The following is a 23989-nucleotide window of genomic DNA, read 5'->3' as shown; positions in this document are numbered from 1 at the left end:
TCGCGCGTCACGCACCGCGCTCACGCAGCTCGACGAGGCCCGCCAGTTCGGCGTCGGTGAGTTCGGTCAGCGCCCCCTCACCTCCCCCGAGCACGGCGTCGGCAAGGCCCCGCTTGCGCGCGAGCAGCTCCGCGACACGGTCCTCGACGGTGCCCTCGGCGACCAGCCGGTGCACCTGGACGGGCCGCGTCTGACCGATCCGGTACGCCCGATCGGTGGCCTGGGCCTCGACCGCCGGGTTCCACCAGCGGTCGAAGTGCACCACGTGCTCGGCGCGCGTGAGGTTCAGTCCGGTACCCGCGGCCTTGAGCGAGAGCAGGAAGACGGGCACCTCACCGTCCTGGAAGCGACGGACCATCTCCTCCCGCCGGGCCACCGGGGTGCCGCCGTGCAGGAGCAGTACGGGCACGCCCCGGGCCGCCAGGTGGGCCCGGAGCAGCCGGGCCATCCGCACGTACTGGGTGAAGACCAGGGTCGCAGCCCCTTCGGCGAGGACCGTGTCGAGGAGTTCGTCGAAGAACTCCAGCTTCCCCGACCGGCCGGAGAGCCGCCCCCGTTCGCCGACCGTGGGGCCGGGCTCCTCCTTGAGGTACTGCGCGGGGTGGTTGCAGATCTGCTTGAGGGATGTCAACAGCTTCACCACGAGCCCGCGCCGCGCCATCCCACCTGTGCCGGAGACGGACGCCAACCCCTCCCGCACGGCGGCCTCGTACAAGCCCGCCTGCTCGGTCGTCAGAGGCACCGCGTGATCCGTCTCCGTCCTGCGCGGCAGTTCCGGGGCGATGCCCGGGTCAGATTTTCGGCGACGCAGCAGGAACGGCCGCACCGTCCGCGCCAGCGCGGCGGTCGTCGCGGGGTCGCGACGCCCCTCCACGGCGTCCGCGTAGCGCTGCCGGAAGGCGGGCAGCGGACCGAGCAGGCCCGGGGTCGTCCAGTCGAGGATGGCCCACAGCTCCGAGAGGTTGTTCTCCACCGGGGTACCGGTCAGCGCGACGCGGGCGGCCGACGGCACCGTTCGCAGCGCCCGGGCCGTGACGGAGAAGGGGTTCTTCACGTGCTGGGCCTCGTCGGCGACGATGAGTGACCAGGGGCCGGCGGCCGTCAGCCGCTCCGCGTCCCGCCGCATCGTGCCGTATGTCGTCAGGACGAACTCGCCGTCGCGCACTCCGTCCAGACGCCGGTCACGCCCGTGGTAGCGGCGGACCGGGGTCTGCGGCGCGAACCTCTCGATCTCTCGCCGCCAGGTGCCGAGCACGGAGGCCGGGCACACCACGAGCGTCGCCCCGGCCGTGCCCGGCAGCGTGTGCCGGTGGAGATGGAGGGCGATCAGCGTCACGGTCTTGCCGAGGCCCATGTCGTCGGCGAGGCACACCCCGAGACCGAGCGCCGTCATGCGGTGCAGCCAGCGGAACCCGTGCAGCTGGTAGTCGCGCAGCGTAGCGGCCAGGCCCGGAGGCCGGGACGGTTCTGCGGTTGTGGACGGCATGCTCTCCGGGGCGGCGAGGCATGCCCGCAGGTCCTCCAGAGCCCCGTCGGCCCGGACCTCCACCCGCTCGCCGCGCTCCTCCACGGAACCCGCCAGCACATGTCCGAGTGCTTCGACGGCCCCCATGGCACGGCCCTGGTGACCGGCGCGGCGCCGGATCTCGTCGAGGTCCAACAGCACCCACCGGTCGCGCAGCCGCACCAGTGGTCGGCGGGACTCCGCCAGCGCGTCCAGCTCCGCCCGGGTCAGCTCCTGGTCACCGACGGCGACACGCCAGCGGAACGCGTACCACGAGCCGGAGGAGAGGAGGGGACCGCCGGTCCCGGCGGCCGCCGACGCCGCCCGGGGCTCGATGACGCCCCGGGCCGTGACCGGACGGACCAGGTCACGCGGCCAGTGCACGTCGACCCCGGCGGCTGCGAGAGACCGCCCGACGGCGGGGGAGAGCAGTCCGGTGACGTCCCCATCGGTCAGTTCGACGGCGCCTGGGACCGCGCTGTGGAGCAGGGGCGCCAGCGGCTCCCAGGCGGCGACCGCCCGGCGCAGGGCCGGCCGGATGTCCGTACGGGCACGTGGGCCGAAGCCGTGCACGGCCCGCGTGCCTGCCCACACGTCTGCGGCGTCGGCGACGACCGTGGGCCCGTCATGGCTGTGCACCTGGAGTACCGCGCGGCAGCGGGCGCCGCCCTCTCCGTCGTCCGCCGTGGGCACCTCGACGCGAAGGGACAGCCGCACCCCGGGCTCGTGCTCGGCGGCCACGTCGGTGGCCCGCGCCCGACGTTCGCGGGCCCGCTGTGAAGCGCGCGCGGAAACGGACGGGCCACGCGCGGACGGCGCCGCGGCGGGTGGAGCTCCCAGGCCCTCGGCGACGGCGCCCAGGAACGCCCGCAGCAAGGGCAGCGGCTCGGGAAGGAGCGGTGGGTGTCCGGTGGGCGAGCGTGGGGCGGCACGGGCGGATGACGGCATCGTGTCGGCCAGTTCCCGCAGCCTGTGGGCGTCGGCGTCATGGAGCGGCCCGGCCGGCCCGGTGTCGTGCGGCTGCGCGTCGACGCCGGACAGCAGCCGCCCCCGGGCGGCGAGCTGAAGCGCCAGCAGCGCCGCGGCTCCCCAGAAGGCGGCCGAGGACCGGGCCGGGTCCTCCGCCTCCCGGGGAGCCGCAGCCGCCGCACGCGCGCGGGTGAGGACGGGCAGGGCCTCGGCAGCGGTGAGCCGGAGGGCGGGTACGGATCGGAGGGCGAGGGTGCCGTCCGCCTCGGGGAGGGCGACCGTCAGCTCAGCCAGATCCTTCGGCTCCGACCCGCCCGGGACGGAGCCGTCCGGGTGCCAGAAGGCGACGGTCGACGTCAGCGGGGGATCGGCGGGGAGGAAGGAGACCGCGCAGCCGCTCAGGGAGGTGGCCCGGGTGCGGGCGACGGAGGCGGCGAAACCCATTCTCGCCTCCGACACGAGTACGTTCGGGTGGTAGACGCTACAACACGAGCGGTAGGAGCGGCCGCGCGGTCCGCCGTCCCTCCACGGCACCGGGGCGGGCGAGGGAACGCGATACGCCGCGACCGCGTTCTAGTAGGCAGGCGGCCGGACCGTCCGCCTGCGTCGAGGAGGCGAAGAGACATGAGCACACGAGCGAAGGTCGCGGTAGGCGGGGTCGCCATCGGCCTCCTGCTGCTGCTGGTCGGGCTGCCCCTGTGGGCCGTGCTGCTGATCGTGGTGGGAGTCCCGGCAGTCGCCTACCTGGCACTGGACCCCTCCCAGCGTCGGCGGCTGCGTCGCGTCAACCGCAGGGAGCTGGGCAGGTAGCGGCTGCTCCCGCCCGTCCTTCGGCGGTGCGGGCGGGCCCGTGCGTGCGCGGACGGCTCGCACGGCCCCGATGGCGCTTGCGGCGCGCGGGTTCAGGACCGTTCGGCGAGGGCGAGGAAGCGGGCGTCCTCGTCGACGTAGGACACCAGGCGCCAGCCGGCGGCTCGAAGCAGCGGACGCAGCCGGGGCTCGGCCCGCAGGTCGTCCGGCGTCAGGACTCTGCCGTGGCGGGCGGCCAGTGCCGCTCTGCCTACGGGATGGAACAGGGCGAGCCGCCCTCCCGTGGTCGTGACGCGTGCCAGCTCCGCCAAGCCCGCTGCCGGGTCGGACAGGTGTGTCAGGAGCCCTGCCGCGAACACCGCGTCCAGCGTGCCGTTGCGCAGCGGCAGCCGCTCGGCGTCGGCCAGCAGCAGGCCGCCCGACCGGTGCCGGCCGGCGGCCGACGCCTCGGCGAGCATGGCCGGGGTGACGTCCACGCCCAGGACCGTGCCGCGGGGGCCCACGGCGGCGCGCAGATACGGCAGTGCTCGTCCGGTTCCGCACCCGGCGTCGAGCACCCGGTCGCCACTGCGGAGCAGTAGGGCGTCCACGGCGCCGGAACAGGCCGGGCCGTCGTCCGGGAAGCGGGCGTCCCATCCCGCCGCTCGTTCGGTGAAGAAGGCGCGAACGTCCGCCGCGTCGTACTGCGTCATGCGTCCATCGTCACTCATCGCAGGGCCGCGTGACCGTGTTGGGGTGGCGGTGGCATGGGTAGGGGTGCCACGACGAAGGGGGTAGGGATGGCTCTGCGCGCGCAGCTCGACTGGCTGCTTGAGGACGTGACCAAGCGGGTTCCCACGGTGCGGCACGCACTGGTCCTGTCCACTGACGGGCTGGTGACGGGGGCCAGCCAGGCGATTCCGGTACAGGACGCCGACCGGCTCGCGGCCGTGGCGTCGGGACTGCACAGTCTGGCCAAGGGGGCCGGCCACCACTTCGCCGCAGGTCAGGTGCGGCAGACGATGATCGAGTTCGACGACGGGATCCTGTTCGTGACCCCGGCGGGGCACGGTAGCTGCCTGTGCGTACTGACCACCGCTCAGGCCGATGTCGGGCTGGTCGCCTACGAGATGACCCTGTTGGTCAACCGCGTCGGGGAGCATCTTGCGGTCGCCGCGCGTGGCCGCCAGTGAGGCGGCAGGCAAAGCCGGTGCGGTCGTGGCGGGGCAGCCGACGGTTCGCTCGGCCGTGACGGGCGAGCCTGTCCCATCCTGAACAGGACTTTTTCCTGGGTTTCCACAGGTGACACGGAGCCGTGCGCAACGACCTACGGTGGTGACACACAGTGATCGGACAACAGCGGAGGACCGCCATGTCAGTGTGTGTCGACCGGCTCGACGTTCCCTCCCGGCGCCTGGTGCGCGGGGTGGCCCCGTGCGGGGGCCGGGAGGCGGCCAGGAGCGTGACCCGCGAGGAGGCCGCACGGGAACTGCGTCTCGCGCCCCGTGAGTTCGAGCTCGCCGTGGAGTTGGGGGAGGTGCGTACGGTGCCGCCCGCCCGTGCCGGGGGTCGGCGTCGGGTGTCGCGGAGCGAGGTGCTGCGGCTGCGCGCTCAGCCAGGCTTCCCTGAGGCGTTGCAGTCCCGGCTCCTGCTGGTGGGCGCCGGCGAAGGGGCCGCTCGGCTGGGCGTCACCGCAGCTCGCTTCGCCCGGCTCGCCCGTGCGGGGTGCGTCGGTCCTGTGCGATTCACGGTCAACCGCTACCGCAGGCTGGTCTGGCTGTATCGGGCCGTCGAGCTGGAGCAGTTCGCCGCCCGGCAGCCAGGTCTCCTGCACGGCGCCCTTCCACGCACGGTACGGGAGCTGGTGGCCGAGGGCGCTGACTGGCGCCCGCGCTGGTGGCGGGGCCGCCGCGTAGGGCAGCTCCTGCGTCAGGCGGAGGGGCCCTGGAGCGCCGCAGCCGTCCACGGCGCCGTTCTCACCACCGAGGTGTTGGAGGAGACGGTGCCGGACCCGGCCGAACGGCTTCTCCTTTCGGCGCTCCGGCCCCCGCTGGTGCCGGGACGCTCCGCCTCACCCTCGCTGCGGGCCGTGGCCGGGGAGATGTTCACGGCCCGGTCGCCGGAGGAGGTGCGCTGGCACCGGTTGCATCTGGCGCTGGAGCTGGCCCGGGCACGTGCCGCCGAGAGCGGCCGCCCGTCAGCCCCCGTGGGGACGGAAGAGCCCTTCCTGGACCACCGAGACCAGCAGCCGGCCCGCACGGTCGTAGATCCGCCCCCTGGCCAGCCCGCGCCCGCCGGTCGCGATGGGTGACTCCTGGTCGTAGAGGAACCACTCATCGGTCCGGAACGGCCGGTGGAACCACATGGCGTGGTCGAGTGAGGCCATGTCGAAGCCGCGTGGGCCCCAGAGCGGCTCCACGGGCACCCGCACCGCGTCCAGCAACATCATGTCGCTGGCGTAGGCCAGTGCGCAGGTGTGCACGAGAGGGTCGTCGCCCAGCGGGCCCACCGCGCGCATCCACACCGCGCTGCGCGGTTCGGCGCCGCGTACCTCGTCCTCGGTCCAGCGCAGCCGGTCGACGTACCGGATGTCGAACGGCTGCCGACGGGCCATTCGCTCCAGTGCCTCGGGCAGCTCCCCGAGGTGCTCCCTGATCTCGTCGGCCAGCTTCGGCAGCTTCTCCGGCCGGGGAAGCTCGCGAAGCGGCAGCTGGTGCTCGATGCCCGGTTCAGGCGCATGGAAGGAAGCCGTCAGATGAAAGATCGTCCTGCCCTGCTGCACCGCCACCACTCTCCGCGTGGTGAACGAGCGTCCGTCCCGTACCCGCTCGACCTGGTACACGATGGGCACGCCTGGTACGCCCGGGCGCAGGAAGTAGGCGTGCAGGGAGTGCACCGGGCGCTCGCCGTCCGTCGTGCGGCCCGCAGCCACGAGGGCCTGCCCGGCCACCTGCCCGCCGAAGACCCTCTGGAGATGCTCCTGGGGGCTGGAACCGCGGAAGATGTCGGCCTCGATCCGCTCCAGATCGAGGAGATCGACCAGCCGTTCCGCCGGGCTCTCGCTCATGGTGCTTCCCTTCCGCTCACACGCCCTGCCACTGTCCCGCCGGCCGACGCACCGGCAGGCGCACCCACGGCCACGGGGCCGGCACCGGCGTCACAGCGCACCGACCGCGGTCACCTTGACGACCGCGCGGCCCTCCGCGTCGGAGGCCGTCAGGTCCACTTCGGCCGAGATGCCCCAGTCATGGTCGCCCCGCGGATCCGCGAACGTCTGGCGGACGCGCCACAAGCCGTCCTCGGGCACCTCCTCCACCCGCAGAAGCCGCGGCCCTCGGGCGTCCGGGCCCGTCCCGAGCTCCTCGTACTCCTCGAAGTAGGCGTCGAGAGCGTCCGCCCAGGCCGCCGCGTCCCAGCCCGCTTCGGCGTCCAGCTCGCCGAGCTCGTCCACCCGGTCGAGCGCGGCCAGTTCCACGCGGCGGAACATGGCGTTGCGTACGAGCACGCGGAAGGCCCGCCCGTTCGCCGTGACGGGGCGGACGTGGTCTGCCCGTTCCTGCGCCTCCTCGGGGGTCTCGTCGGCCGGGTTCGCCAACTGCTCCCACTCGTCGAGGAGGCTGGAGTCCACCTGCCGCACCATCTCGCCGAGCCACTCCACGATGTCCTGGAAGTCCTCCGACTTGAGGTCGTCCGGCACCGTGTGCTGGAGCGCCTTGTAGGCGCCTGCCACGTAGCGGAGCACGATGCCCTCGGTGCGGGCCAGCTCGTAGAAGGAGACGAACTCGCTGAACGTCATGGCGCGTTCGTACATGTCCCGAATCACCGACTTCGGGGACAGCGGGTGGTCGCCCACCCACGGGTGCGACGCGCGGTAGAGGCCGTAGGCGTGGAGCAGCAGCTCCTCCAGCGGGCGGGGGTAGCTGACGTCCATCAGCCGCTCCATCCGCTCCTCGTACTCCACGCCCTCGGCCTTCATGGCCGCGACGGCCTCCCCCTTGGCCTTGTTCTGCTGGGCGGCGAGGATCTGCCGGGGATCGTCCAGGGTCGACTCCACGACCGAGACCATGTCGAGCGCGTAGGAGGGGGACTCCGGCTCCAACAGGTCGAAGGCGGCCAACGCGAAGGTGGACAGGGGCTGATTGAGAGCGAAGTTCTCCTGGAGGTCGACGGTCAGCCGGACGGTACGGCCCTGCGCGTCCGGCTGCGGAAGCCGTTCGACGACGCCGGCGTCCAGCAGCGAGCGGAAGATGGCGATCGTCCGCCTGATGTGGCGCAGTTGCGCCTTCCGGTCCTCGTGGTTGTCCTCCAGCAGCCTGCGCATGGCGGTGAAGGCGTCACCCGGCCTGGCGATGACGGCCAGCAGCATCGCGTGCGTCACGCGGAACCGGGAGGTCAGCGGCTCCGGTTCGGAGGCGATCAGCTTCTCGAAGGTGTTCTGGCCCCAGCTGACGAAGCCCTCCGGCGCCTTCTTCCGTACGACCTTGCGCCGCTTCTTCGGGTCGTCCCCGGCCTTGGCGAGGGCCTTCTCGTTCTCGATGACGTGCTCGGGGGCCTGGGCCACCACGAATCCGGAGGTGTCGAAGCCCGCCCGCCCGGCGCGTCCGGCGATCTGGTGGAACTCCCGTGCCCGCAGGGTGCGTACGCGGTTTCCGTCGTACTTGGTCAGCGCGGTGAACAGCACCGTACGGATCGGGACGTTGACCCCCACGCCGAGCGTGTCGGTTCCGCAGATGACCTTCAGGAGTCCGGCCTGTGCCAGCCGCTCCACCAGCCTGCGGTACTTGGGCAGCATGCCCGCGTGGTGGACGCCGATGCCGTGGCGCACGTACCGCGAGAGGTTACGGCCGAACTTCGTCGTGAACCGGAAGTTGCCGATGACGGAGGCGATCTCGTCCTTCTCCGCCCGGGTGCACATGTTGATGCTCATCAGCGCCTGCGCCCGTTCGACCGCCTGTGCCTGGGTGAAGTGCACGATGTACACCGGGGCCTGACGGGTCTCCAACAGCTCGGTGAGCGTCTCCGTCAGGCCGGTCGTGCGGTACTCGTAGCTGAGCGGCACGGGCCGGGTGGCCGAGCGGACCACCGCGGTGGGCCGTCCGGTGCGACGGGTGAGGTCGTCCTCGAAACGGGAGACGTCTCCCAGCGTCGCCGACATCAGGACGAACTGAGCCTGCGGAAGCTCCAGCAAGGGAATCTGCCACGCCCACCCGCGGTCCGGCTCGGCGTAGAAGTGGAACTCGTCCATCACCACCTGGCCGATGTCCGCTTCCCTGCCGTCCCGCAGCGCGATCGACGCGAGCACCTCGGCCGTGCAGCAGATGACGGGGGCGTCCGCGTTCACGGAGGCGTCACCGGTGAGCATGCCGACGTTCTCCGTGCCGAACAGCTTGCACAGGTCGAAGAACTTCTCCGACACCAGCGCCTTGATCGGTGCGGTGTAGAAGGTGACCTCGTCCCGGGCCAGTGCCGCGAAGTGCGCGCCGGCCGCCACCAGCGACTTACCGGACCCGGTCGGTGTCGAGAGGATGACGTTCGCCCCCGAGACCACTTCGATCAGCGCTTCTTCCTGCGCCGGGTAGAGGGTGATACCCCGCTCCTCGCTCCAGGTGGAGAAAGCCTCGAAGAGGGAATCGGGGTCGGCGTCCTTGGGCAGCTGATCGATGAGGGTCACACCCCCATACTGCCTTCCCGCACCTCCAACCGGGGAACCGGCGGTAGCCGCAAGATCAACGGGGGCTACGCTGTCCCGCACCGCGACCGGCCGGGCACGGCCCGTTCCACGGCGGTGGTGCTCAGTACAGCGATGGGGTGGGGCAGACATGATGGGACCGGCGCACTCTCTGTCGGGGGCGGCCGCCTGGCTGGGCGCGGGTGCCGTCGCCCACGCGGTCGACCGGCCGATGCCCTGGCCGGTCCTGGTGGCCGGCATGCTCATCTGTTCGGGCGCGGCCCTGGCCCCGGACCTGGATCAGAAGTCGGCGACGATATCCCGTGCCTTCGGCCCCTTCTCCCGAGGACTGGCCATCCTCATCGACCAGGTCTCGACGGTGGTGTTCAACGCCACGCGGGGCAAGGGCGAGCGGCGCCGCTCCGGTGGCCACCGCACACTGACCCACACCTGGGTGTGGGCCGTACTGCTCGGCGTCGGCTTCTCTGCCGCTGCCGCGCTCGGCGGGCGCTGGGCGGTCCTGGCGATCCTGTTCGTGCACATGGTCCTGGCCGTCGAAGGGCTCCTGTGGCGGGCGGCCAGGGTCTCCAGCGACATCCTGGTGTGGTTGCTGGGCGCGGCCGTGGCCTGGATCCTGGCGAACGTCCTCAACAAGCCGGGCAACGGCTCCGACTGGCTGTTCAGCGGAGCCGGCCAGGAGTACTGGTGGCTCGGTCTGCCGATCGTGCTGGGAGCCGTCGTGCACACGGTGGGGGACGCGCTGACCATCTCGGGGTGTCCCGTCCTGTGGCCGCTGTCCATCCGCGGCCGGCGCTGGTACCCCGTGGGCACACCGCGCTTCATGCGCTTCCGAGCCGGCCACTGGGTCGAGAACAAGGTGCTCATGCCGGCCTTCGGTCTGGCCGGTGCGGGCGGCGCCGTCTACGCTCTGGGGCTCCTCGGCTGACCGACCGGTGGTGGCGCCCGTCCCGGGGCCCTGGGGCGGGCGCCGCGACGTCAGCCGTGCCACGACCGCCACAGCGCGGCGTACGCGCCTTGGGCGGCCACCAGCTCCTCGTGGCTGCCCAGCTCGCTGATCCGCCCGTCCTCGACGACGGCGATCACGTCCGCGTCGTGTGCGGTGTTCAGCCGGTGGGCGATGGCCACCACCGTGCGCCCCTCCAGTACCCGGGCGAGCGAGCGCTCCAGGTGCCGGGCCGCGCGCGGGTCGAGCAGCGAGGTCGCCTCGTCCAGCACCAGCGTGTGCGGGTCGGCCAGCACGAGACGGGCCAGGGCGATCTGCTGGGCCTGCGCGGGTGTGATGGTCAGACCGCCGGAGCCGACCTCGCTGTCCAGTCCGTCGGGGAGCTTTCCCGCCCAGCCGTCGGCGTCCACGGCGGCGAGCGCGGCCCACAGTTGCTCGTCGGCCGCTTCCGCCCGGGCGAGCAGCAGGTTGTCGCGCAGCGAACCGACGAAGACGTGGTGCTCCTGGTTGACGAGCGCGACGTGCTCGCGCACCCGTTCCGCCGTCATCGCTCCCAGTTCGGCCTCGCCGAGCGTCACCGAGCCCTGCCGAGGGGCGTACACGCCGGCGAGCAGCCGCCCGAGTGTGGACTTGCCCGCGCCGGACGGCCCGACCAGGGCCACCCGCGCGCCGGGTTCGACGGACAGGGTGATGTCGTGCAGGACGTCGGCGGCGCCCTCGCCGTATCCGAACCGTACGGTGTCGGCCCGCAGATCCCGTCCGCGCGGGTCGGCCGCCGCGTCGCCCGGCTCGGGCTCGATCTCCCGCACGCCGACCAACCGCGCCAACGAGACCTGGGCCTCCTGAAGCTCGTCGTACCACCGCAGGATCAGGCCGATCGGTTCGACCAGCATCTGGGCCAGCAGGGCGCCTGTGGTCAACTGCCCCACGCTCAGCCAGCCTTCCAGCACGAAGACGCCGCCGAGTACGAGGACGCCGGCCAGGATCAGGAGGTGGGTGAGGTTCACGACGGGGAAGAGGATCGTGCGCAGCCATTGGGTGTATCGCTCCCAGGCGGTCCACTCCCGGATCCGCCGGTCCGACAGCGCGACCCGGCGTGCGCCCAACCGGTGTGCCTCCACGGTACGGCCCGCGTCGACGGTCTCGCTCAGGGCGGCGGCCACGGCGGCGTATCCGGCGGCTTCGGAGCGGTAGGCGGCAGGCGCTCTCCGGAAGTACCAGCGGCAGCCCACGTACAGCAGGGGTGCGGCGATGAGGGCGGCCGCGGCCAGCGGGGGCGCCGTGACCACCAGCCCGCCCAGGAGCAGCACGGCCCACACCACACCGATGAGCAGCTGCGGTACCGCTTCCCGCATGGCGTTCGTCAGCCGGTCGACGTCGGTGGTGATCCGCGACAACAGGTCACCGGTGCCCGCGCGTTCGAGTACGCCGGTCGGCAGGCGGACGGAGCGCACCAGGAAGTCCTCGCGCAGGTCGGCCAGCATCCGCTCGCCCAGGACGGCACCGCGCAGCCGGACCTCCCGCACGAACACGGTCTGAACGGCGAGTGCGACGGCGAACAGCGCCAGCACCCGGGGGAGACCGACGTCCCGCGCCCCTTCGGAGAGGTTCTCCACGACGCCACCGAGCAGGAAGGGCCCGGCCATCGAGGCGAGGACCGCCACCGCCTGCGCCGTGACCAGTACGGAGAACGCCCTGCGGTGCCGCCTGACGAGTTCCCGTACATAGTGCCGGACGGTGGCCGGCGAGCCCACGGGAAGCGTGGTGACCTCCTCGGGCCCCGCCGGGTCGTAGGCCGGGGCTTCGACGCCGATCATGCGGTCTCCCTCTCCTCGTGTGCGGTGTCCACTTCGCCGGGGAGCGTGCGGTGGCCGCCGGACTCCCGGCTGCCGGGTGTGGCGTCGGAACCGTGCGGGGTGGTCTCGTCGTGCAGCGGTTCCCTGCTGACGACCGCGCGGTAGGTCGCCTCCGTCCGCAGGAGCTCCCGGTGCGTGCCGCTGGCGGTCACGGTGCCTCCGGACAGCAGGACCACGCGGTCGGCCCGGTCCAGGACCAGCGGCGAGGAGGTGAGGACGACCGTCGTCCGGTCCGCGCGCAGCCGGATCATCGACTCGGCGATCCGCGCCTCGGTGTGGGCGTCCACCGCGGAGGTCGGCTCGTCCAGCACGAGGACGGGAGGGTCGGCGATCAGGGAGCGGGCCAGCGCCAGTCGCTGACGCTGGCCACCGGAGAGCGACCGGCCGCGTTCGGTGATGCCCACCGCCATCGGGTCGGCGTCCGGGCCGGCGGACCTGCCGAGAGCGCGGAGCACGTCCGCGCACTGTGCGGCGTCCAGAGCCCGCTGGTGCGGTACGGCACCGGAGCCGGGCACGTCCAGGAGGTCACGCAGGGTCCCGGAGAGCAGGACGGGGTCCTTGTCCTGGACGAGGACGGCCGCGCGGGCCGCAGCGAGCGGTACCTCGTCCAGCGCGACGCCGCCCAACAGCGCGGACGCCTCACCGGCGGTGTCCGGAGCGTGGCCGCCCAGACGGTCGGCCAGACGTCCGGCCGCGTCCGGGTCGCCGCTCACCACGGCGGTGCACTCCCCGGCCCGGGCCAGCAGTCCGGTCTCGGGGTCGTAGAGATCGCCCGCCAGGAGGGTGTCCGGGGGGTGGGTGGCGGCCTTGGCCGTCCGCCGCAGGGCGAGGACGCGGGCCGCGCGCTGTGCCGACGGCCGGGAGAACGACCAGGCCATGGCGAACTCCTGGAAGAGCCGCAGCGGGAACATGAGGAAGAGCACGGCTCCGTACACCGTCACGAGTTCGCCTACGGCCATCTGCCCCGCGGCGGCCAGGGTCGCGCCCCGCCACACCACGACGACGAGCAGCAGGCCCGGCAGCGCCACTTGCACCGCTTCGATGAGTGCCCACATGCGGGCGGTGTGCACGGACGCGCGCCGCACCTCCTGAGAGGCCCGCCGGTACCGCCCGAGGAAGAGCTCCTCACCGCCGATGCCGCGCAGCACCCGCAGCCCGGCGACGGTGTCGGCGGCCAGTTCGGTCGCCCGCCCGGCCTTGTCCCGCTGGGCGTCCGCACGGCGGGTGGCCACCGGTAGGAGAGGAAGAACGGTCAGGGCGAGGAGCAGCACGCCGAGCACCACCAGCAGTCCGAGCCGGGGTTCGTACCAGACGAGGGCCGCACAGACGCCGAGAGCGCCCAGGAGGGCCGCGGAGAAGCGGGAGGTGGACTCCACGCACCAGCCGATCTTCTCGATGTCCCCCGTGGAGACCGCCACGACCTCACCGGCCGCCACTTTGCGGGTCAGGCCGGCGCCGAGTTCGGCGGTCCGCCGGGCGAGGAGCTGCTGCGTCCGGGCGGCGGCGGTGATCCAGTTCGTGACCGCTGTGCGGTGCAGCATGGTGTCCCCCACGGTCACCGCGATGCCCGTCAGAAACAGGAGGCAGGCGGCGACGGTGAGGCGGTCCGCAGAGCGGGCGACCGCCGCCTCGACGGCCAGCCCCATCACCACCGGCAGCGAGGCCACCGCGGCCATGTGGAGCGTCCCCCAGGCGAGGGACTTGAGCTGGCCGCCCAGTTGCCCCCGCCCCAGCCAGAGAAGGAATCGCAGCCCGCTGCGCACGTCGGGCACGCCGGGGTCGGCATACGGAAGGTCTCGGATCTGCATGGCGTCCCAGGGTCTGCTGAGGGCATGGGCACGGGGCGACGCGCGGCGTGGTGGTCAACCGGACCGCGGCGTGCCAAGGCTTGCCGGAATGCCGCTGGGAGGCAAAGGGTTTTTCCGCGCGCCTCAGCCGCGGCCGGCGGTGTTCCGGCCGGTGTCCAGCACCGCCAGGAGGGCACTGAGTTGCTCGCGCTGGGCGTCACCCAGAGGTGCCAGCAGGTCCTCGGCCGCCTCCCTGCGGGCCCTGCGCAGCAGGTCCACGAGGTCGCGGCCGGACGTCGTCAGCTCGATGCGGGTGACCCGCCGGTTTGCGGGGTCGGGCACGCGGCGTACCGCCTGAACGTTCTCCAGCCCGTCGACGAGGGTCGTGACGGCGCGCGGCACCACGTCGAGGCGGTGTGCGAGGTCGGCCATCCGGGGCGGCTCCGCGCAGTGGGCGACGACCCCCAGCAGCCGGGCCTGGGCGGGCGTGACTCCCAGAGGTTCCAGGTGCCGCCGCTGGGCCCGGTGCAGCCGCCTGGAGAGCCGGATGAGCTGGTCGGCGAGCGGGCTGTCGGTGGGGCCGGAGGGGTCGGAGGGGCCGGAGGGAACCATGGCCGGGAGACTAACAGGATTCAACTCATTATGAGCAAAGGTAACCATAGGTTAGGGTCGGTGCGACACGGTCGCCGTCCGGCCGTGCCGAGGACCGGCCTGAGGAGCTCATGCACCCCGAACCGCCCCGGTGGACACCCCCGTCCAGGGAGCCCGCGGACCCCCCGCCGCCCGCTCAGCTCGGGCGCATCGTGCGGCTGTTCCGGCCCTATCGCGGCAGGCTTGCCCTGGTCGGGCTACTGGTGTGTGCCGCGTCCCTCGTCACGGTCGCCTCCCCCTTCCTCCTGCGGGAGATCCTCGATGTGGCCATCCCCGAGGGCCGTACGGGGCTGCTGTCCCTGCTGGCCCTCGGCATGATCACGATCGCCGTCCTCAACAGCGTGTTCGGGGTGCTCCAGACCCTGATCTCGACCACCGTCGGGCAGCGGGTGATGCACGACCTGCGGACCGGGGTCTACGGCAAGCTGCAGCAGATGCCGCTGGCGTTCTTCACGGCCACCCGCACCGGCGAGGTGCAGTCGCGGATCGCGAACGACATCGGCGGTATGCAGGCCACCGTCACGTCCACGGCCACCTCGCTCGTCTCCAACGTGACGTCCGTGGTGGCCACCCTGGCGGCGATGCTGGCCCTGGACTGGCGGCTGACACTCGTCTCGCTGGCGCTGCTGCCGCTCTTCGTGTGGATCAGCCGCCGCGTCGGACGCGAGCGCAAGCGGATCACGACCGCCCGGCAGCAGCAGATGGCGGCCATGGCGGCCATGGTGACGGAATCGCTGTCGGTCAGCGGTATCCTCCTCGGCCGCACCATGGGCCGGGCCGACTCACTCGTCGACGGCTTCGCCGCCGAGTCCAGGCGCCTGGCGGGGCTGGAGATCCGATCCAGTATGGCGGGCCGCTGGCGCCTGGCCACCATCGGCGTCATCATGGCCGCGATCCCCGCCCTGCTGTACTGGTCGGCGGGGCTGATGCTCCAGTTCGGCGGTCCGGCGCTGTCCATCGGCACGCTCGTCGCCTTCGTGACGTTGCAGCAGGGCCTGCTGCGCCCGGCCACCTCGCTTCTCAACACCGGTGTCGACATCCAGGCGTCCCTCGCGCTCTTCCAGCGCATCTTCGAGTACCTCGACCTGCCCGTGAACCTGGCCGAACGCCCGGACCCGGTACGCCTCACCGCACCGAGGGGCGAGGTCCGGTTCGAGAACGTCTCCTTCCGTTACGCCCCCGGCGCCGCGCCGACGCTCAAGGGCATCGACCTCGCCGTACCGGCGGGCGGCCGCGTCGCGCTGGTGGGGGAGACGGGTTCGGGCAAGACGACGCTCGGCTACCTGATCGCCCGGCTCTACGACGTCACCGGCGGCCGGGTCCTGCTGGACGGGGTCGACGTGCGGGATCTCGACTTCGCCTCCCTGGCCCGGACCGTCGGCGTCGTCTCCCAGGAGACGTACCTCTTCCACGCCTCCGTGGCCGAGAATCTGCGCTTCGCCAAGCCCGGTGCCACGGATGAGGAGCTGCGGGCCGCAGCGGAGGCGGCCCAGATCCATGATCACATCGCGGCCCTGCCCGACGGCTACGACACCCTGGTCGGGGAGCGTGGCTACCGGTTCTCCGGCGGGGAGAAGCAGCGGCTGGCCATAGCCCGCACCATTCTGCGCAACCCTCCGGTGCTCATCCTCGACGAGGCGACCTCCGCGCTGGACGCCCGCACCGAGCGGTCGGTGCAGGCCGCGATCGACGAACTCGCCACGGGGCGGACGACGGTCACGATCGCCCACCGCCTGTCGACCGTCCGCAACGCGGACCAGATCGTGGTGCTGGACGGCGGCCGCGTCGCCGAGCGCGGGACGCACGAGGAGCTGATGGCCCGCGACGGGCGCTACGCCGCGCTCGTGCGCCGCGACGCCCGGGACGAGCCGGCCTCCGCCGAGGTCGCCTCCTGACGTGGTGCGGGCCTGCCGTTCCCCGGCGGTCGTCCGGAGCCGGTCCGCGAAGGGGCCGCGCCGACGGAGCGTTCAGCGGCGCGCGAGGCGGACGCCGGGAACGGCACGGGGATCGGGCGAGAAGACGCAGAACTCGTTGCCCTCGGGGTCGGCCAGCACGTCCCAGTTCCGCTCGCCCGCACGACGCCGTACGAGGGTGGCTCCGAGCCCGAGGAGTTCCCGCGTGTCACCCCAGACATCGAGATGCATGCGGTTCTTCACGCTCTTGGCTTCCGGTACGGGGCTGACCCAGATGAGTGGTCCCTCACCGCGCGGGTCGTGGATGGGGACGGGCCATTCGCGCGGCGGCGGTTCCTCGCCGCCCGGTGGCACGCGCCGGGAGTAGCCCAACGCGGTGCACCACCAGTCGGCGAGCGCCTGATGGTCGCCTGCGTCCAGGACCAGGTCCTTGAAGCGTGCGGACATGACCGGATCGTACTGCGGCACGCCGGGCGTGGGCACGTGCGGCTGCCAGCCGTTCGGGCCCCGGACCGTGGTGTTCCTCGTGGTCCGGGGCCCGGTGGGGGAGGGTCTGCCCGTCCCCGGCGAGTGACGGGCAGACCCGGCGCCGGGTACGGGGGCAGGTGCGGCCCGGCGCCGTGCGGGGGCCGACCGCCCGCGGACGTTCCGCGTCCGTCGGGCCGGTCGGCGGCGGGACCGGCCACGGGAAGGGCCGGCCCGGGGGGGTCATTCCAGAACGTCGCGGACGACGCCGAGCCGCCCGCTGATTCCGCCCGGACGGCCGGAGACGCCCCCACCGGGAGTGCCGACGGTGTCCCCGCCGGGGTCGATCTCGGCGCCGACCGCCTCCAGGGCCGTCGTGACGGGCTGGAAGAACGTCACACCGCCGCGCGTGCAGTCACCGCTGCCACCGGAGGTCAGGCCCACGGCCGCGTCGCCGGAGAACACGGGGCCGCCGCTGTCGCCCGGTTCGGCGCACACGTCGCTCTGCACGAGCCCGGTGACGATGTCCCCGTTGCCGTAGTTCACCGTGGCGTCGAGTCCGGTCACCGTGCCGGAACGGAGTCCCGTCGTGCTGCCGCTGCGCTGCACCCGCATGCCGACGGCGGCCGGGACGGCGCGCGTGATCTCCCGCACCCTGCCGTCCTGGAGGTCGACGGTGCTCGGGGCCTCGGCCTCCGGGCCGTCGTAGGCGACGAGGGCGAAGTCGCCGTCGCCGGGGAACACCGAGGCCGTCACGGTGCCGAGCGGTTCGGCCCCGGCCGGGTCCGCGCTCCAGGTGGCGGCGGCGGTGCCGCAGTGACCGGCGGTCAGGAACGCCCTGGCGCCGCCCGCGTCGACGTTGAAGCCCAGTGAGCAGCGCGCTCCGCCGCCGAACACGGCGTCCCCGCCGTCGACGGGTCCGGCGAAGGGCCCGAACGCGCCCGTGGAGCGGCGGACGCTCACGGTGTCGCCCAGCCGCTCGGTCACCCGGACGAGACGGTCCCACCTCGCGCCGGTGACGGTGCTGTCGGCCACGACCGCGACCCGGTTGCTGCGCGGGTCGACCGACCACGCCGTGCCCGGCACCGAGGCGTCCTCGGTGAGCGCCCGGGCACTCCTCCGCAGGGCCGCCGTGCTGTGGTCCACCAGCCTCGGTACGGCGCCCGCTTCCCCGACCCGCCCGGCGCCCCGGTCGTCCAGCACGTTCACCACGAGCCTGCCGGATCCGTCGTGGTACCAGCCCGCCGCCTTGGCACCGAGCCGCTCCGCGAGCAGCGGACCGACCCGTCCCGCCTCGACCGGTGAGAAGACGCGCCCGTCCGCGTCGCCGGCGGGGGACGGCTCCTAGGGGGTGGCGTTGGCACCGGGCAGCAGGATGGCGGCTGCCAGGAGCGCGGTGCTCGCGGCGGCGGCTGCCGCACCGGCACGCCTGTTCACTCGTCGGTGGCTCACGGACTGACCTCCAGCGGCGTCGGGATGCCTCTGTCTCTGTGGCCTCCCGTACGCCCCCGGAGCGCGATGACGTTCAGGGCTCCCGAGGATTTGTCACCGCGCTCACAACCACGTCGCCCGGCGGCGACGTCTCCGCCGTCTCACGCGAAGTTGGCGCGCTCCAGCCAGAACGCGAGCAGGTCCCCGTCGCCGAGCACCTCGACACGGTCGCTGTCCAGCGGCAGCCTTCGGTAGAAGGCCAGCAGGACGTCGGTCAGTTCACCGCGCAGCGCCACCGACGCCTTGGCGTGGGCACGCCGCCAGTCGATGCCGGTCTCCGACAGTTCGATCAGCCATTCGGCGTTCAGCTCGGCGGGGGTGTCCGTGGCGTGCAGGTGGAGACTGCTGCCTGCTCGGGTGCGCAGCTCCTGCAGTTCCTCGTCCTCCTCCTGCAGCGCCGGACTGCTCAGCAGCTCCAGCCACTCGTCGATGGTGTCCACCGCGACGTCGGGCGTGACGGTGAAGGGAATGCCGGCCGCCAGACAGGCGTCGGCCCGGTGGACCACCGTCTCGTGCGTCATGCGGCGTGCCCAGAAGTCGGTGGTGCGGTCGGCGTGCCACGACCACACGCCGGTGCCCGGACCGGCGGAGAGGAGTGCGCCGTGGAGCAGTTCGGCGCCCTCGCCGAGCCAGGCGGTGAGCGGCTCGGCGTCCGTGGTGCTGGGAGCCCGCATCGCGGGGACGTCGTCGTCCTCCACCTCGGCCGTGGCCCGGGTGTGCACGATCTGGGCGGCCCAACGGTGGGCCTGGCCCACGTGTTCGGCGAGCTCGCCGAGGGTCCAGTCGGGGCAGGTGGGCACCTGCCGGGTGAGGTCGGCCTCGTCGACGACGGCGCACAGCGCCCGAGCCTGGGTCAGCACCTCGTCGCAGAGGCGCCCGTATGTCATATGCATCATCCGGACCCTAGACGTCTCCACCCGGATGGGCGAACCGTTTGCCGTGCGTCCGCCCCCTCTCGTCGCGGACCGCTTCACCTGAGCGGACGGCGCCGCCCCTCCCTGGGACGGGGAGGGACGGCGCCGCGCCGTGGTCGGGGTCTGTCAGATCAGCCAGCCCACGAAGTGGATGACACCGGCGAGCAGGTTGGTGAGCAGATCCATGGTGAAGCGTTCTCCTTGCGTGGTCGGTGGGACTGCCCCGCCGCGTCGTGGGACCTCCGGGCGGGGACGCAATCGCGGTCTGCAGCCCGCCGCTTGCGTACCGTCAGCATCGTGCGTCCCACCGTCACGCGGCAGCCCGTTCGGCCGAACCCCCTCGTACGGGGGAAGAACCGCACATCCGTGCGTCGCTCCTCCGGGCATGGCCACGCGGCGCCAGCTCCCCGGCGAGCTCCGCCGCGGCCTGCCGCCCGGCCCGGTCGGCCCCGATCGTGCTGGCCGAGGGGCCGTAGCCGACGAGGTGCACGCGGGCGTCCCGAGCCGCCCGCGTGCCCTCCAGCCGGACGCCGCCCCCGGGCTCGCGCAGGCGCAGGGGCGCCAGGTGGTCGAGGACGGGGCGGAAGCCCGTCGCCCACACCACGGCGTCCGCTTCCACGGAGCGGCCGTCGTCCCAGACGACACCGTCCGCCGTCATGCGGTCGAACATCGGCAGCCGGTCCAGGACGCCGTGCTCCCGGGCCCGCCGCATCTCCTCGTTCAACGGCAGCCCGGTGACGGAGACGACGGACTGTGGTGGCAGGCCCCGCCGGACCCGGTCGGCCACCAGCGCCACGGCGCGGCGCCCGGCCGCCGCGTCGAACGCCTCCTCCCGGAACCGGGGCGGACGGCGGGTGACCCAGGTCGTCTCCGCCGCCGTTCCGGCGATCTCCAGCAGGTGCTGCACCGCCGAGGTGCCGCCGCCCACCACCACGACCCTGCGACCGCTGAACGCTCCGGGCCCCGGGTAGTGCCGCGTGTGCACCTGCTGTCCGGCGAAATCGGCCTGCCCCGGCACCCGGGGCCAGAACGGACGCTCCCACGTGCCCGTCGCGTTGACGACCGCGCGCGTCCGCCAGGTCCCGGCGTCGCTCTCCACCAGCAGCCGTCCGTCCGCGGCCGGACGCACCGCACGGACATCGACCGGTCGGCGCACCGGGAGGTCGAACGTCTCCTCGTAGCGGGCGAAGTACGCGCGGAGCACCTCGGACGAAGGGCGCTGGGCCTCGGCGTCGGGCAGGGCCGTGCCCGGCAGCGGATGCAGGCCGTGGACCGCTCCGTAGCGCAGCGTCGGCCAGCGGAACTGCCAGGCGCCGCCGGGGTTCGGCGCGTGATCCAGCACGACGAACCCCGGGCCCGGAGCGAAGCCGCGCCGGCGCAGGTGGTAGGCGCTCGACAGCCCGGCCTGCCCGCCGCCGATCACGACGACCTCCACGTTGTCCATGCCCCCACCAACCACCGCCGGGCCCTGCGCCTTCCCGGCCGGCTGTGGCCGCAAGGGAAAATGGGGCCATGAGTGAACGCTTCAGCACCCGCATCCTCGACGTCACGACCGGCTCCACGGAGACCGTGACCGATCTCACCGCCGAGTGCGAGCGCTACCTGGCGGACGTGGCGGGGAACGGCGACGGGCTCCTCAACGTGTTCGTGCCGCACGCGACGGCCGGTGTCGCGGTCCTCGAGACCGGCGCGGGCAGTGACGACGACCTGCTGGCCGCCCTGCGCGAGCTGCTGCCCGCCGACGACCGCTGGCGGCACCGGCACGGCAGCCCCGGCCACGGGCGCGACCACGTCCTGCCCGCGCTGGTGCCGCCGCACGCGACGCTGCCCGTCATCGGCGGACGGCTCGCCCTCGGCACCTGGCAGTCCGTGTGCCTGGTGGACACCAACCGCGACAACCCCCACCGCCAGGTCCGGCTGTCCTTCCTCGGGTAGCAGCGTGGAGTACCGCAGACCGTCCACGCGGCCCGTCCCGGCCGCCACCCCTTGGGCCGAGGGCCGGGTGAGGCTCCTCACGGTCGTCCGCGCTGATTTGGCGGCGCACGCGAGCCCGTGCTTCCATCGAATCGGTGTCGTATACATGCACAGGGCGCCGCGCAGTGCCGGACGGCAACGAAGCCGTTCTCGGCCCGCGGCGCCCTCGTCGTGCCCGGCCGTCCACCACCCCCGGACGTCCCACGCGCGGCGAGAACGTGGGAAAAGGGGGCGGCCGACCGCCGTGAAGAGGATGTTCGCAGCTCCGGACCCGGAGCGACTGAGGCTACGGCAGGCGTCCCGCGCCGTCATCGGCGTCGGACTCGCGGTGCTCGCCGTGGCGGCCACCGGCCTCGACGTCCGCGCCGCCATCACCGGAGGCCTCGCGGCGCTACTCGCCCTCTTCACCGTCACCGACGCCGACGTGCGCGCTCAAGCCCGCACCACCGCACTCCTGCCGCTGGTCGGGCTCCCCGTCCTCGCGGCGGCGGCCGTGCTGCACGACGCCCCACCGCTGAGGGACGCGGCCTTCCTCGGCATCGTCTTCGCCGGCGTGTACGCCCGCCGGTACGGGCCCCGGGGCAACGCGCTGGGCATCTTCGCGTTCATGACCTTCTTCGTGGCGCAGTTCCTACGGCCCGCGCCACACGATCTCGTGCCGCTGGCCGGAGCCGTGCTGCTGGCCCTGGCCGCGGCGGCCCTCGTCCGGTTCGGGCTGTGGCCGATCGAACGGCGCACCCCGCCTCCGGCCGCACCGCCCCCCGGCGACGAGCGCGGTCTGCGCCGCCCCACCACGCGGCAGGCCGTGCAGGCGACCGTCGCCTGCGGCCTGGCCCTGCTGGCGGGGCAGGCCCTGTCCCACGAACGCTGGTACTGGGCCGTGGGCGCCGCCTGGTGGATCTTCGTCAACACGGCTTCGCGCGGTGAGACCCTCGTGCGGGGATTCCGCCGGGTGCTCGGCACGGTCGTCGGCATCGCCGCCGGCCTGCTCGTCGCATTGCCCGTGGACGGCCACCCCGCTGCGACGGCCGGGCTCGTCGCCGTGTGCGTCTTCGGCATCTTCTACACCGCGGCGGTGTCCTACAGCTGGATGATGTTCTTCGTGACGGTCATGGTGGGCCTCCTGTACGGCCTGCTGGGCGTGCTGGACGCCGGGCTGCTGGCGCTGCGCGTGGCCGAGACGCTCGTCGGGGCCCTGGGCGCGGCGGCGGCCGTCGTGTTCGTCCTCCCGGTCACCACGCACGCGACGACGAACGCCTGGATCCGGCGCGCTCTGGTGGCCCTGCAGCGCGGCACCGAGGAGGCCGCCCGGCGGCTCGCCGGTGACGCGGCCGCCGATCCGGCGGGACGGGTGGCCGAACTGGAGCTGCTCCTGGGTCGGGCCCGCCTCGCGCTCGCGCCGCTCGTTCACCCGCTCAACCCCTACCGGGAGCGCAAGGCGCGCGCCCGGCTCGTGCTCGGCCTGCTCGACGAGTGCGCCGCGCGCGCCCACGCCCTCGCGGGCATCGCGGCCGACCCGGAAGCCTCGCACGACGTCCGGCTCACCGAGGGGTGCCAGCGGGTGGAGGAGGCCGTCCAGCGGCTGCTGCGTCAGCAGGCCCCCGGAACGGCGGGGGAGCGCCGCGCCGGGGCGGAGCCCTCTCCCCGGCAGCCCGACGGCGACCGCGCGCTGGCCCACCTCCACGCGCTGGAGGCCGCGCTCACGGGCTTGGCGGGACCGCTGCACAGCGCCCCGCGCGGTCCGCTCCGGACGGCCTGAGACGTCGCGCCACCTGCCTGCCGCGCCCATCCCGTGCCCGCTGGTCCAGACCAACTGCTACGGTGCCCCGCACAGACCGGGAACGTCGTGACGGGCGGGGAAAGGGGCAGGCCGTGGCCGGTTCGGGCAGTGGGCAGCGGGCGTACATCGGATCGTTCACCTCGGAGGGCGGTGCGGGGCTGACCGTCGCGGCGGTCGACCCGGCCGACGGAGCGCTCACCGTGCTCAGTCGCACCGCCGACGTCGCCGATCCCTCCTTCCTGGCGCTCGCGCCCGGCTCGGGCACGCTCTACACGGTCCAGGAGACGCCGGACGGGGCCGTCGCCGCGTTCTCCCTGCGGGACACCGACCGTCCCGTGCTCCTGGCCGACCCGGTGCCGGTGGGCGGCGACGCGCCCACGCACCTCACCGTCGCCGCCGGGTACGTCTTCACGGCCAACTACGGATCGGGCAGCGTCAGCGCGCTGCCCCTAGGCGCGAGCGGCGTACCCCAGGGCGAGCTGCGGACCGTGCGGCAGCACCGGGGAGCGGGGCCGGACGCGGACCGCCAGGCGGGCCCGCACGCCCACTGCGTCGTCGCCGACGCGGGCTGGAACTGGCTGCTCGCCGTGGACCTCGGCACCGACTCCGTCTGGGTCTCCCGCCTCGACCACTCCGGTGCCGCTCCGCAGCGGGAGGTCCCCATGCCGCCGGGCACCGGCCCCCGGCACCTGACCTTCCACCCCTGCGGCGCCTGGGTCTACGTGATCAACGAGTTGGAGTCGACGGTCACCGTCTGCCGCTGGGACGGGGAGACGGGCGACCTGGAGCCCCTGCACCAGGTGGGCGTCCGGCCGCCGGGAGCGGGGGGCGCCAACGCGCCGTCGGCTCTCGTCGTGTCCGAGGACGGCCGGTACGCGTGGGTGGCCAACCGGGGGGACGACTCGATCACGGTCCTGGCCCTCGGTGACGACGGCCGCGAGCCCCGGTTGGTCACCACCGTGCCGTGCGGCGGACACTGGCCCCGGGACCTCGCGGCGGACCCGACCGGACGGCGGCTGTACGCGGCCAACGAACGCTCCGGGGGCGTCACCTGGTTCGACGTCGATCCCGCGACCGGAGTGCCGGCCTACGGGGGCACCCTGCCCGTGACCGCCGCGAGCTGCGTCGTCTTCGACTGAGGACGCCCGGTTCGACCGAGGACGCCCAGCGCCCCGGCGTCGCTCCGGACCCGCCTCAACAGACGGCCGAGGAGCGCGACGCGCGGTGGGGGCGGGCCCCGAGCTCCCGCCCCCACCGCGCGCCG

20 protein-coding genes are annotated in these 23989 nt (G+C 73.4%); 9 read left to right on the top strand and 11 right to left on the bottom strand.

All coding sequences use genetic code 11. From position 1 onward, the window contains the following. Nucleotides 1-7 precede the first annotated feature (7 nt). Nucleotides 8-2917 (bottom strand): DEAD/DEAH box helicase, encoded by a 2910-nt coding sequence (locus V6D49_RS01390; protein ID WP_340556356.1) that lies wholly within the window; start codon nt 2915-2917, stop codon nt 8-10. 180 nt (nt 2918-3097) lie between these two features. On the opposite strand from V6D49_RS01390, the gene V6D49_RS01385 reads away from it, so the two are divergent. Further along, nucleotides 3098-3283, top strand: coding sequence for a hypothetical protein (locus tag V6D49_RS01385; protein WP_340556354.1), 186 nt, complete (start codon nt 3098-3100; stop codon nt 3281-3283). 92 nt (nt 3284-3375) lie between these two features. On the opposite strand, the gene V6D49_RS01380 is transcribed toward V6D49_RS01385, so the two are convergent. Next, complete coding sequence (locus V6D49_RS01380; protein WP_340556353.1) at nt 3376-3975, bottom strand: class I SAM-dependent methyltransferase; 600 nt, start codon at nt 3973-3975, stop codon at nt 3376-3378. Nucleotides 3976-4062: 87 nt separating this feature from the next. Between V6D49_RS01380 and V6D49_RS01375 the strand changes: the two genes are divergently transcribed. Both V6D49_RS01375 and V6D49_RS01370 read left to right on the top strand, forming a co-directional pair. After that, a complete protein-coding gene (locus V6D49_RS01375) occupies nt 4063-4455 on the top strand; it encodes a roadblock/LC7 domain-containing protein (protein ID WP_340556352.1) in 393 nt (130 codons plus the stop codon). A 179-nt stretch (nt 4456-4634) separates the two neighbouring features. Continuing rightward, nucleotides 4635-5573 (top strand): DUF6397 family protein, encoded by a 939-nt coding sequence (locus tag V6D49_RS01370; RefSeq protein ID WP_340556350.1) that lies wholly within the window; start codon nt 4635-4637, stop codon nt 5571-5573. Here V6D49_RS01370 and V6D49_RS01365 read toward each other — a convergent pair. Continuing rightward, the gene (locus V6D49_RS01365; RefSeq protein WP_340556348.1) at nt 5460-6329 is read right to left on the bottom strand and encodes an acyl-CoA thioesterase; all 870 of its coding nucleotides are present in this window, start codon (nt 6327-6329) and stop codon (nt 5460-5462) included. The two genes, V6D49_RS01370 and V6D49_RS01365, sit on opposite strands and share 114 nt — an antisense overlap. A 90-nt stretch (nt 6330-6419) precedes the next feature. After that, nucleotides 6420-8933 (bottom strand): DEAD/DEAH box helicase, encoded by a 2514-nt coding sequence (locus V6D49_RS01360; RefSeq protein WP_340556346.1) that lies wholly within the window; start codon nt 8931-8933, stop codon nt 6420-6422. A gap of 148 nt (nt 8934-9081) precedes the next feature. On the opposite strand from V6D49_RS01360, the gene V6D49_RS01355 reads away from it, so the two are divergent. Then, nucleotides 9082-9876 carry a metal-dependent hydrolase gene (locus V6D49_RS01355; RefSeq protein WP_340556344.1) on the top strand — a complete coding sequence of 265 codons (795 nt, stop codon included), beginning with the start codon at nt 9082-9084 and terminating at the stop codon, nt 9874-9876. A gap of 50 nt (nt 9877-9926) precedes the next feature. Here V6D49_RS01355 and V6D49_RS01350 read toward each other — a convergent pair whose 3' ends face one another. The 3 genes from V6D49_RS01350 to V6D49_RS01340 all read right to left on the bottom strand — a co-directional run bounded on the left by V6D49_RS01350 (nt 9927) and on the right by V6D49_RS01340 (nt 14149). Beyond that, entirely contained in the window at nt 9927-11711 is a 1785-nt protein-coding gene (locus tag V6D49_RS01350; RefSeq protein ID WP_340556343.1) for an ABC transporter ATP-binding protein, read from the bottom strand. Continuing rightward, on the bottom strand, nt 11708-13558 hold the full coding sequence (locus tag V6D49_RS01345) for an ABC transporter ATP-binding protein (protein ID WP_340556341.1): 1851 nt from the start codon (nt 13556-13558) through the stop codon (nt 11708-11710). Before V6D49_RS01345 ends, V6D49_RS01350 begins: the two co-directional genes overlap by 4 nt. 123 nt (nt 13559-13681) lie before the next feature. Continuing rightward, a complete protein-coding gene (locus V6D49_RS01340) occupies nt 13682-14149 on the bottom strand; it encodes a MarR family winged helix-turn-helix transcriptional regulator (protein WP_340556339.1) in 468 nt (155 codons plus the stop codon). 110 nt (nt 14150-14259) lie between these two features. Between V6D49_RS01340 and V6D49_RS01335 the strand changes: the two genes are divergently transcribed. Then, nucleotides 14260-16083, top strand: a complete 1824-nt coding sequence (locus tag V6D49_RS01335; RefSeq protein WP_340556337.1) for an ABC transporter ATP-binding protein — start codon at nt 14260-14262, stop codon at nt 16081-16083. Nucleotides 16084-16155: 72 nt separating this feature from the next. Here the strand turns inward: V6D49_RS01335 and V6D49_RS01330 are convergent, their stop codons facing one another. Continuing rightward, nucleotides 16156-16548, bottom strand: coding sequence for a VOC family protein (locus tag V6D49_RS01330; RefSeq protein ID WP_340556336.1), 393 nt, complete (start codon nt 16546-16548; stop codon nt 16156-16158). Between V6D49_RS01330 and V6D49_RS01325 the strand changes: the two genes are divergently transcribed. Further along, nucleotides 16547-16675: a hypothetical protein gene (locus V6D49_RS01325; protein ID WP_340556334.1), complete on the top strand. Its 129-nt coding sequence runs from the start codon at nt 16547-16549 to the stop codon at nt 16673-16675. The genes V6D49_RS01330 and V6D49_RS01325 overlap by 2 nt on opposite strands. 134 nt (nt 16676-16809) lie before the next feature. Here the strand turns inward: V6D49_RS01325 and V6D49_RS01320 are convergent, their stop codons facing one another. From V6D49_RS01320 to V6D49_RS01310, 3 genes are all read right to left on the bottom strand, one after another. Beyond that, nucleotides 16810-17778 carry a S1 family peptidase gene (locus tag V6D49_RS01320; protein WP_340556332.1) on the bottom strand — a complete coding sequence of 323 codons (969 nt, stop codon included), beginning with the start codon at nt 17776-17778 and terminating at the stop codon, nt 16810-16812. A gap of 380 nt (nt 17779-18158) precedes the next feature. Next, nucleotides 18159-18953 carry a maleylpyruvate isomerase family mycothiol-dependent enzyme gene (locus V6D49_RS01315; protein ID WP_340556330.1) on the bottom strand — a complete coding sequence of 265 codons (795 nt, stop codon included), beginning with the start codon at nt 18951-18953 and terminating at the stop codon, nt 18159-18161. A gap of 328 nt (nt 18954-19281) precedes the next feature. After that, a complete protein-coding gene (locus tag V6D49_RS01310) occupies nt 19282-20415 on the bottom strand; it encodes an NAD(P)-binding domain-containing protein (protein WP_340556328.1) in 1134 nt (377 codons plus the stop codon). A 68-nt stretch (nt 20416-20483) separates the two neighbouring features. Here V6D49_RS01310 and V6D49_RS01305 point away from each other — a divergent pair, with 68 nt between their 5' ends. From V6D49_RS01305 to V6D49_RS01295, 3 genes are all read left to right on the top strand, one after another. After that, nucleotides 20484-20906 carry a YjbQ family protein gene (locus V6D49_RS01305; RefSeq protein WP_340556327.1) on the top strand — a complete coding sequence of 141 codons (423 nt, stop codon included), beginning with the start codon at nt 20484-20486 and terminating at the stop codon, nt 20904-20906. A 292-nt stretch (nt 20907-21198) separates the two neighbouring features. Next, entirely contained in the window at nt 21199-22704 is a 1506-nt protein-coding gene (locus V6D49_RS01300) for an FUSC family protein (RefSeq protein ID WP_340556325.1), read from the top strand. Between the two features lie 113 nt (nt 22705-22817). Beyond that, the gene (locus V6D49_RS01295; RefSeq protein ID WP_340556324.1) at nt 22818-23864 is read left to right on the top strand and encodes a lactonase family protein; all 1047 of its coding nucleotides are present in this window, start codon (nt 22818-22820) and stop codon (nt 23862-23864) included. Nucleotides 23865-23989: the final 125 nt, after the last annotated feature.

It is taken from the genome of Streptomyces sp. GSL17-111, assembly GCF_037911585.1.
In the GTDB taxonomy this organism is placed as follows: Bacteria; Actinomycetota; Actinomycetes; order Streptomycetales; family Streptomycetaceae; genus Streptomyces.
This window is presented reverse-complemented; position numbering and strand designations above follow the sequence as displayed.

Excerpts from the sequence above, each read along its gene's own strand:
- V6D49_RS01390 (WP_340556356.1), bottom strand. The coding sequence starts at position 2,917 with ATGGGTTTCGCCGCCTCCGTCGCCCGCACCCGGGCCACCTCCCTGAGC.
- V6D49_RS01385 (WP_340556354.1), top strand. The coding sequence starts at position 3,098 with ATGAGCACACGAGCGAAGGTCGCGGTAGGCGGGGTCGCCATCGGCCTC.
- V6D49_RS01380 (WP_340556353.1), bottom strand. The coding sequence starts at position 3,975 with ATGACGCAGTACGACGCGGCGGACGTTCGCGCCTTCTTCACCGAACGA.
- V6D49_RS01375 (WP_340556352.1), top strand. The coding sequence starts at position 4,063 with ATGGCTCTGCGCGCGCAGCTCGACTGGCTGCTTGAGGACGTGACCAAG.
- V6D49_RS01370 (WP_340556350.1), top strand. The coding sequence starts at position 4,635 with ATGTCAGTGTGTGTCGACCGGCTCGACGTTCCCTCCCGGCGCCTGGTG.
- V6D49_RS01365 (WP_340556348.1), bottom strand. The coding sequence starts at position 6,329 with ATGAGCGAGAGCCCGGCGGAACGGCTGGTCGATCTCCTCGATCTGGAG.
- V6D49_RS01355 (WP_340556344.1), top strand. The coding sequence starts at position 9,082 with ATGATGGGACCGGCGCACTCTCTGTCGGGGGCGGCCGCCTGGCTGGGC.
- V6D49_RS01350 (WP_340556343.1), bottom strand. The coding sequence starts at position 11,711 with ATGATCGGCGTCGAAGCCCCGGCCTACGACCCGGCGGGGCCCGAGGAG.
- V6D49_RS01345 (WP_340556341.1), bottom strand. The coding sequence starts at position 13,558 with ATGCAGATCCGAGACCTTCCGTATGCCGACCCCGGCGTGCCCGACGTG.
- V6D49_RS01340 (WP_340556339.1), bottom strand. The coding sequence starts at position 14,149 with ATGGTTCCCTCCGGCCCCTCCGACCCCTCCGGCCCCACCGACAGCCCG.
- V6D49_RS01335 (WP_340556337.1), top strand. The coding sequence starts at position 14,260 with ATGCACCCCGAACCGCCCCGGTGGACACCCCCGTCCAGGGAGCCCGCG.
- V6D49_RS01325 (WP_340556334.1), top strand. The coding sequence starts at position 16,547 with ATGACCGGATCGTACTGCGGCACGCCGGGCGTGGGCACGTGCGGCTGC.
- V6D49_RS01330 (WP_340556336.1), bottom strand. The coding sequence starts at position 16,548 with ATGTCCGCACGCTTCAAGGACCTGGTCCTGGACGCAGGCGACCATCAG.
- V6D49_RS01315 (WP_340556330.1), bottom strand. The coding sequence starts at position 18,953 with ATGATGCATATGACATACGGGCGCCTCTGCGACGAGGTGCTGACCCAG.
- V6D49_RS01310 (WP_340556328.1), bottom strand. The coding sequence starts at position 20,415 with ATGGACAACGTGGAGGTCGTCGTGATCGGCGGCGGGCAGGCCGGGCTG.
- V6D49_RS01305 (WP_340556327.1), top strand. The coding sequence starts at position 20,484 with ATGAGTGAACGCTTCAGCACCCGCATCCTCGACGTCACGACCGGCTCC.
- V6D49_RS01300 (WP_340556325.1), top strand. The coding sequence starts at position 21,199 with ATGTTCGCAGCTCCGGACCCGGAGCGACTGAGGCTACGGCAGGCGTCC.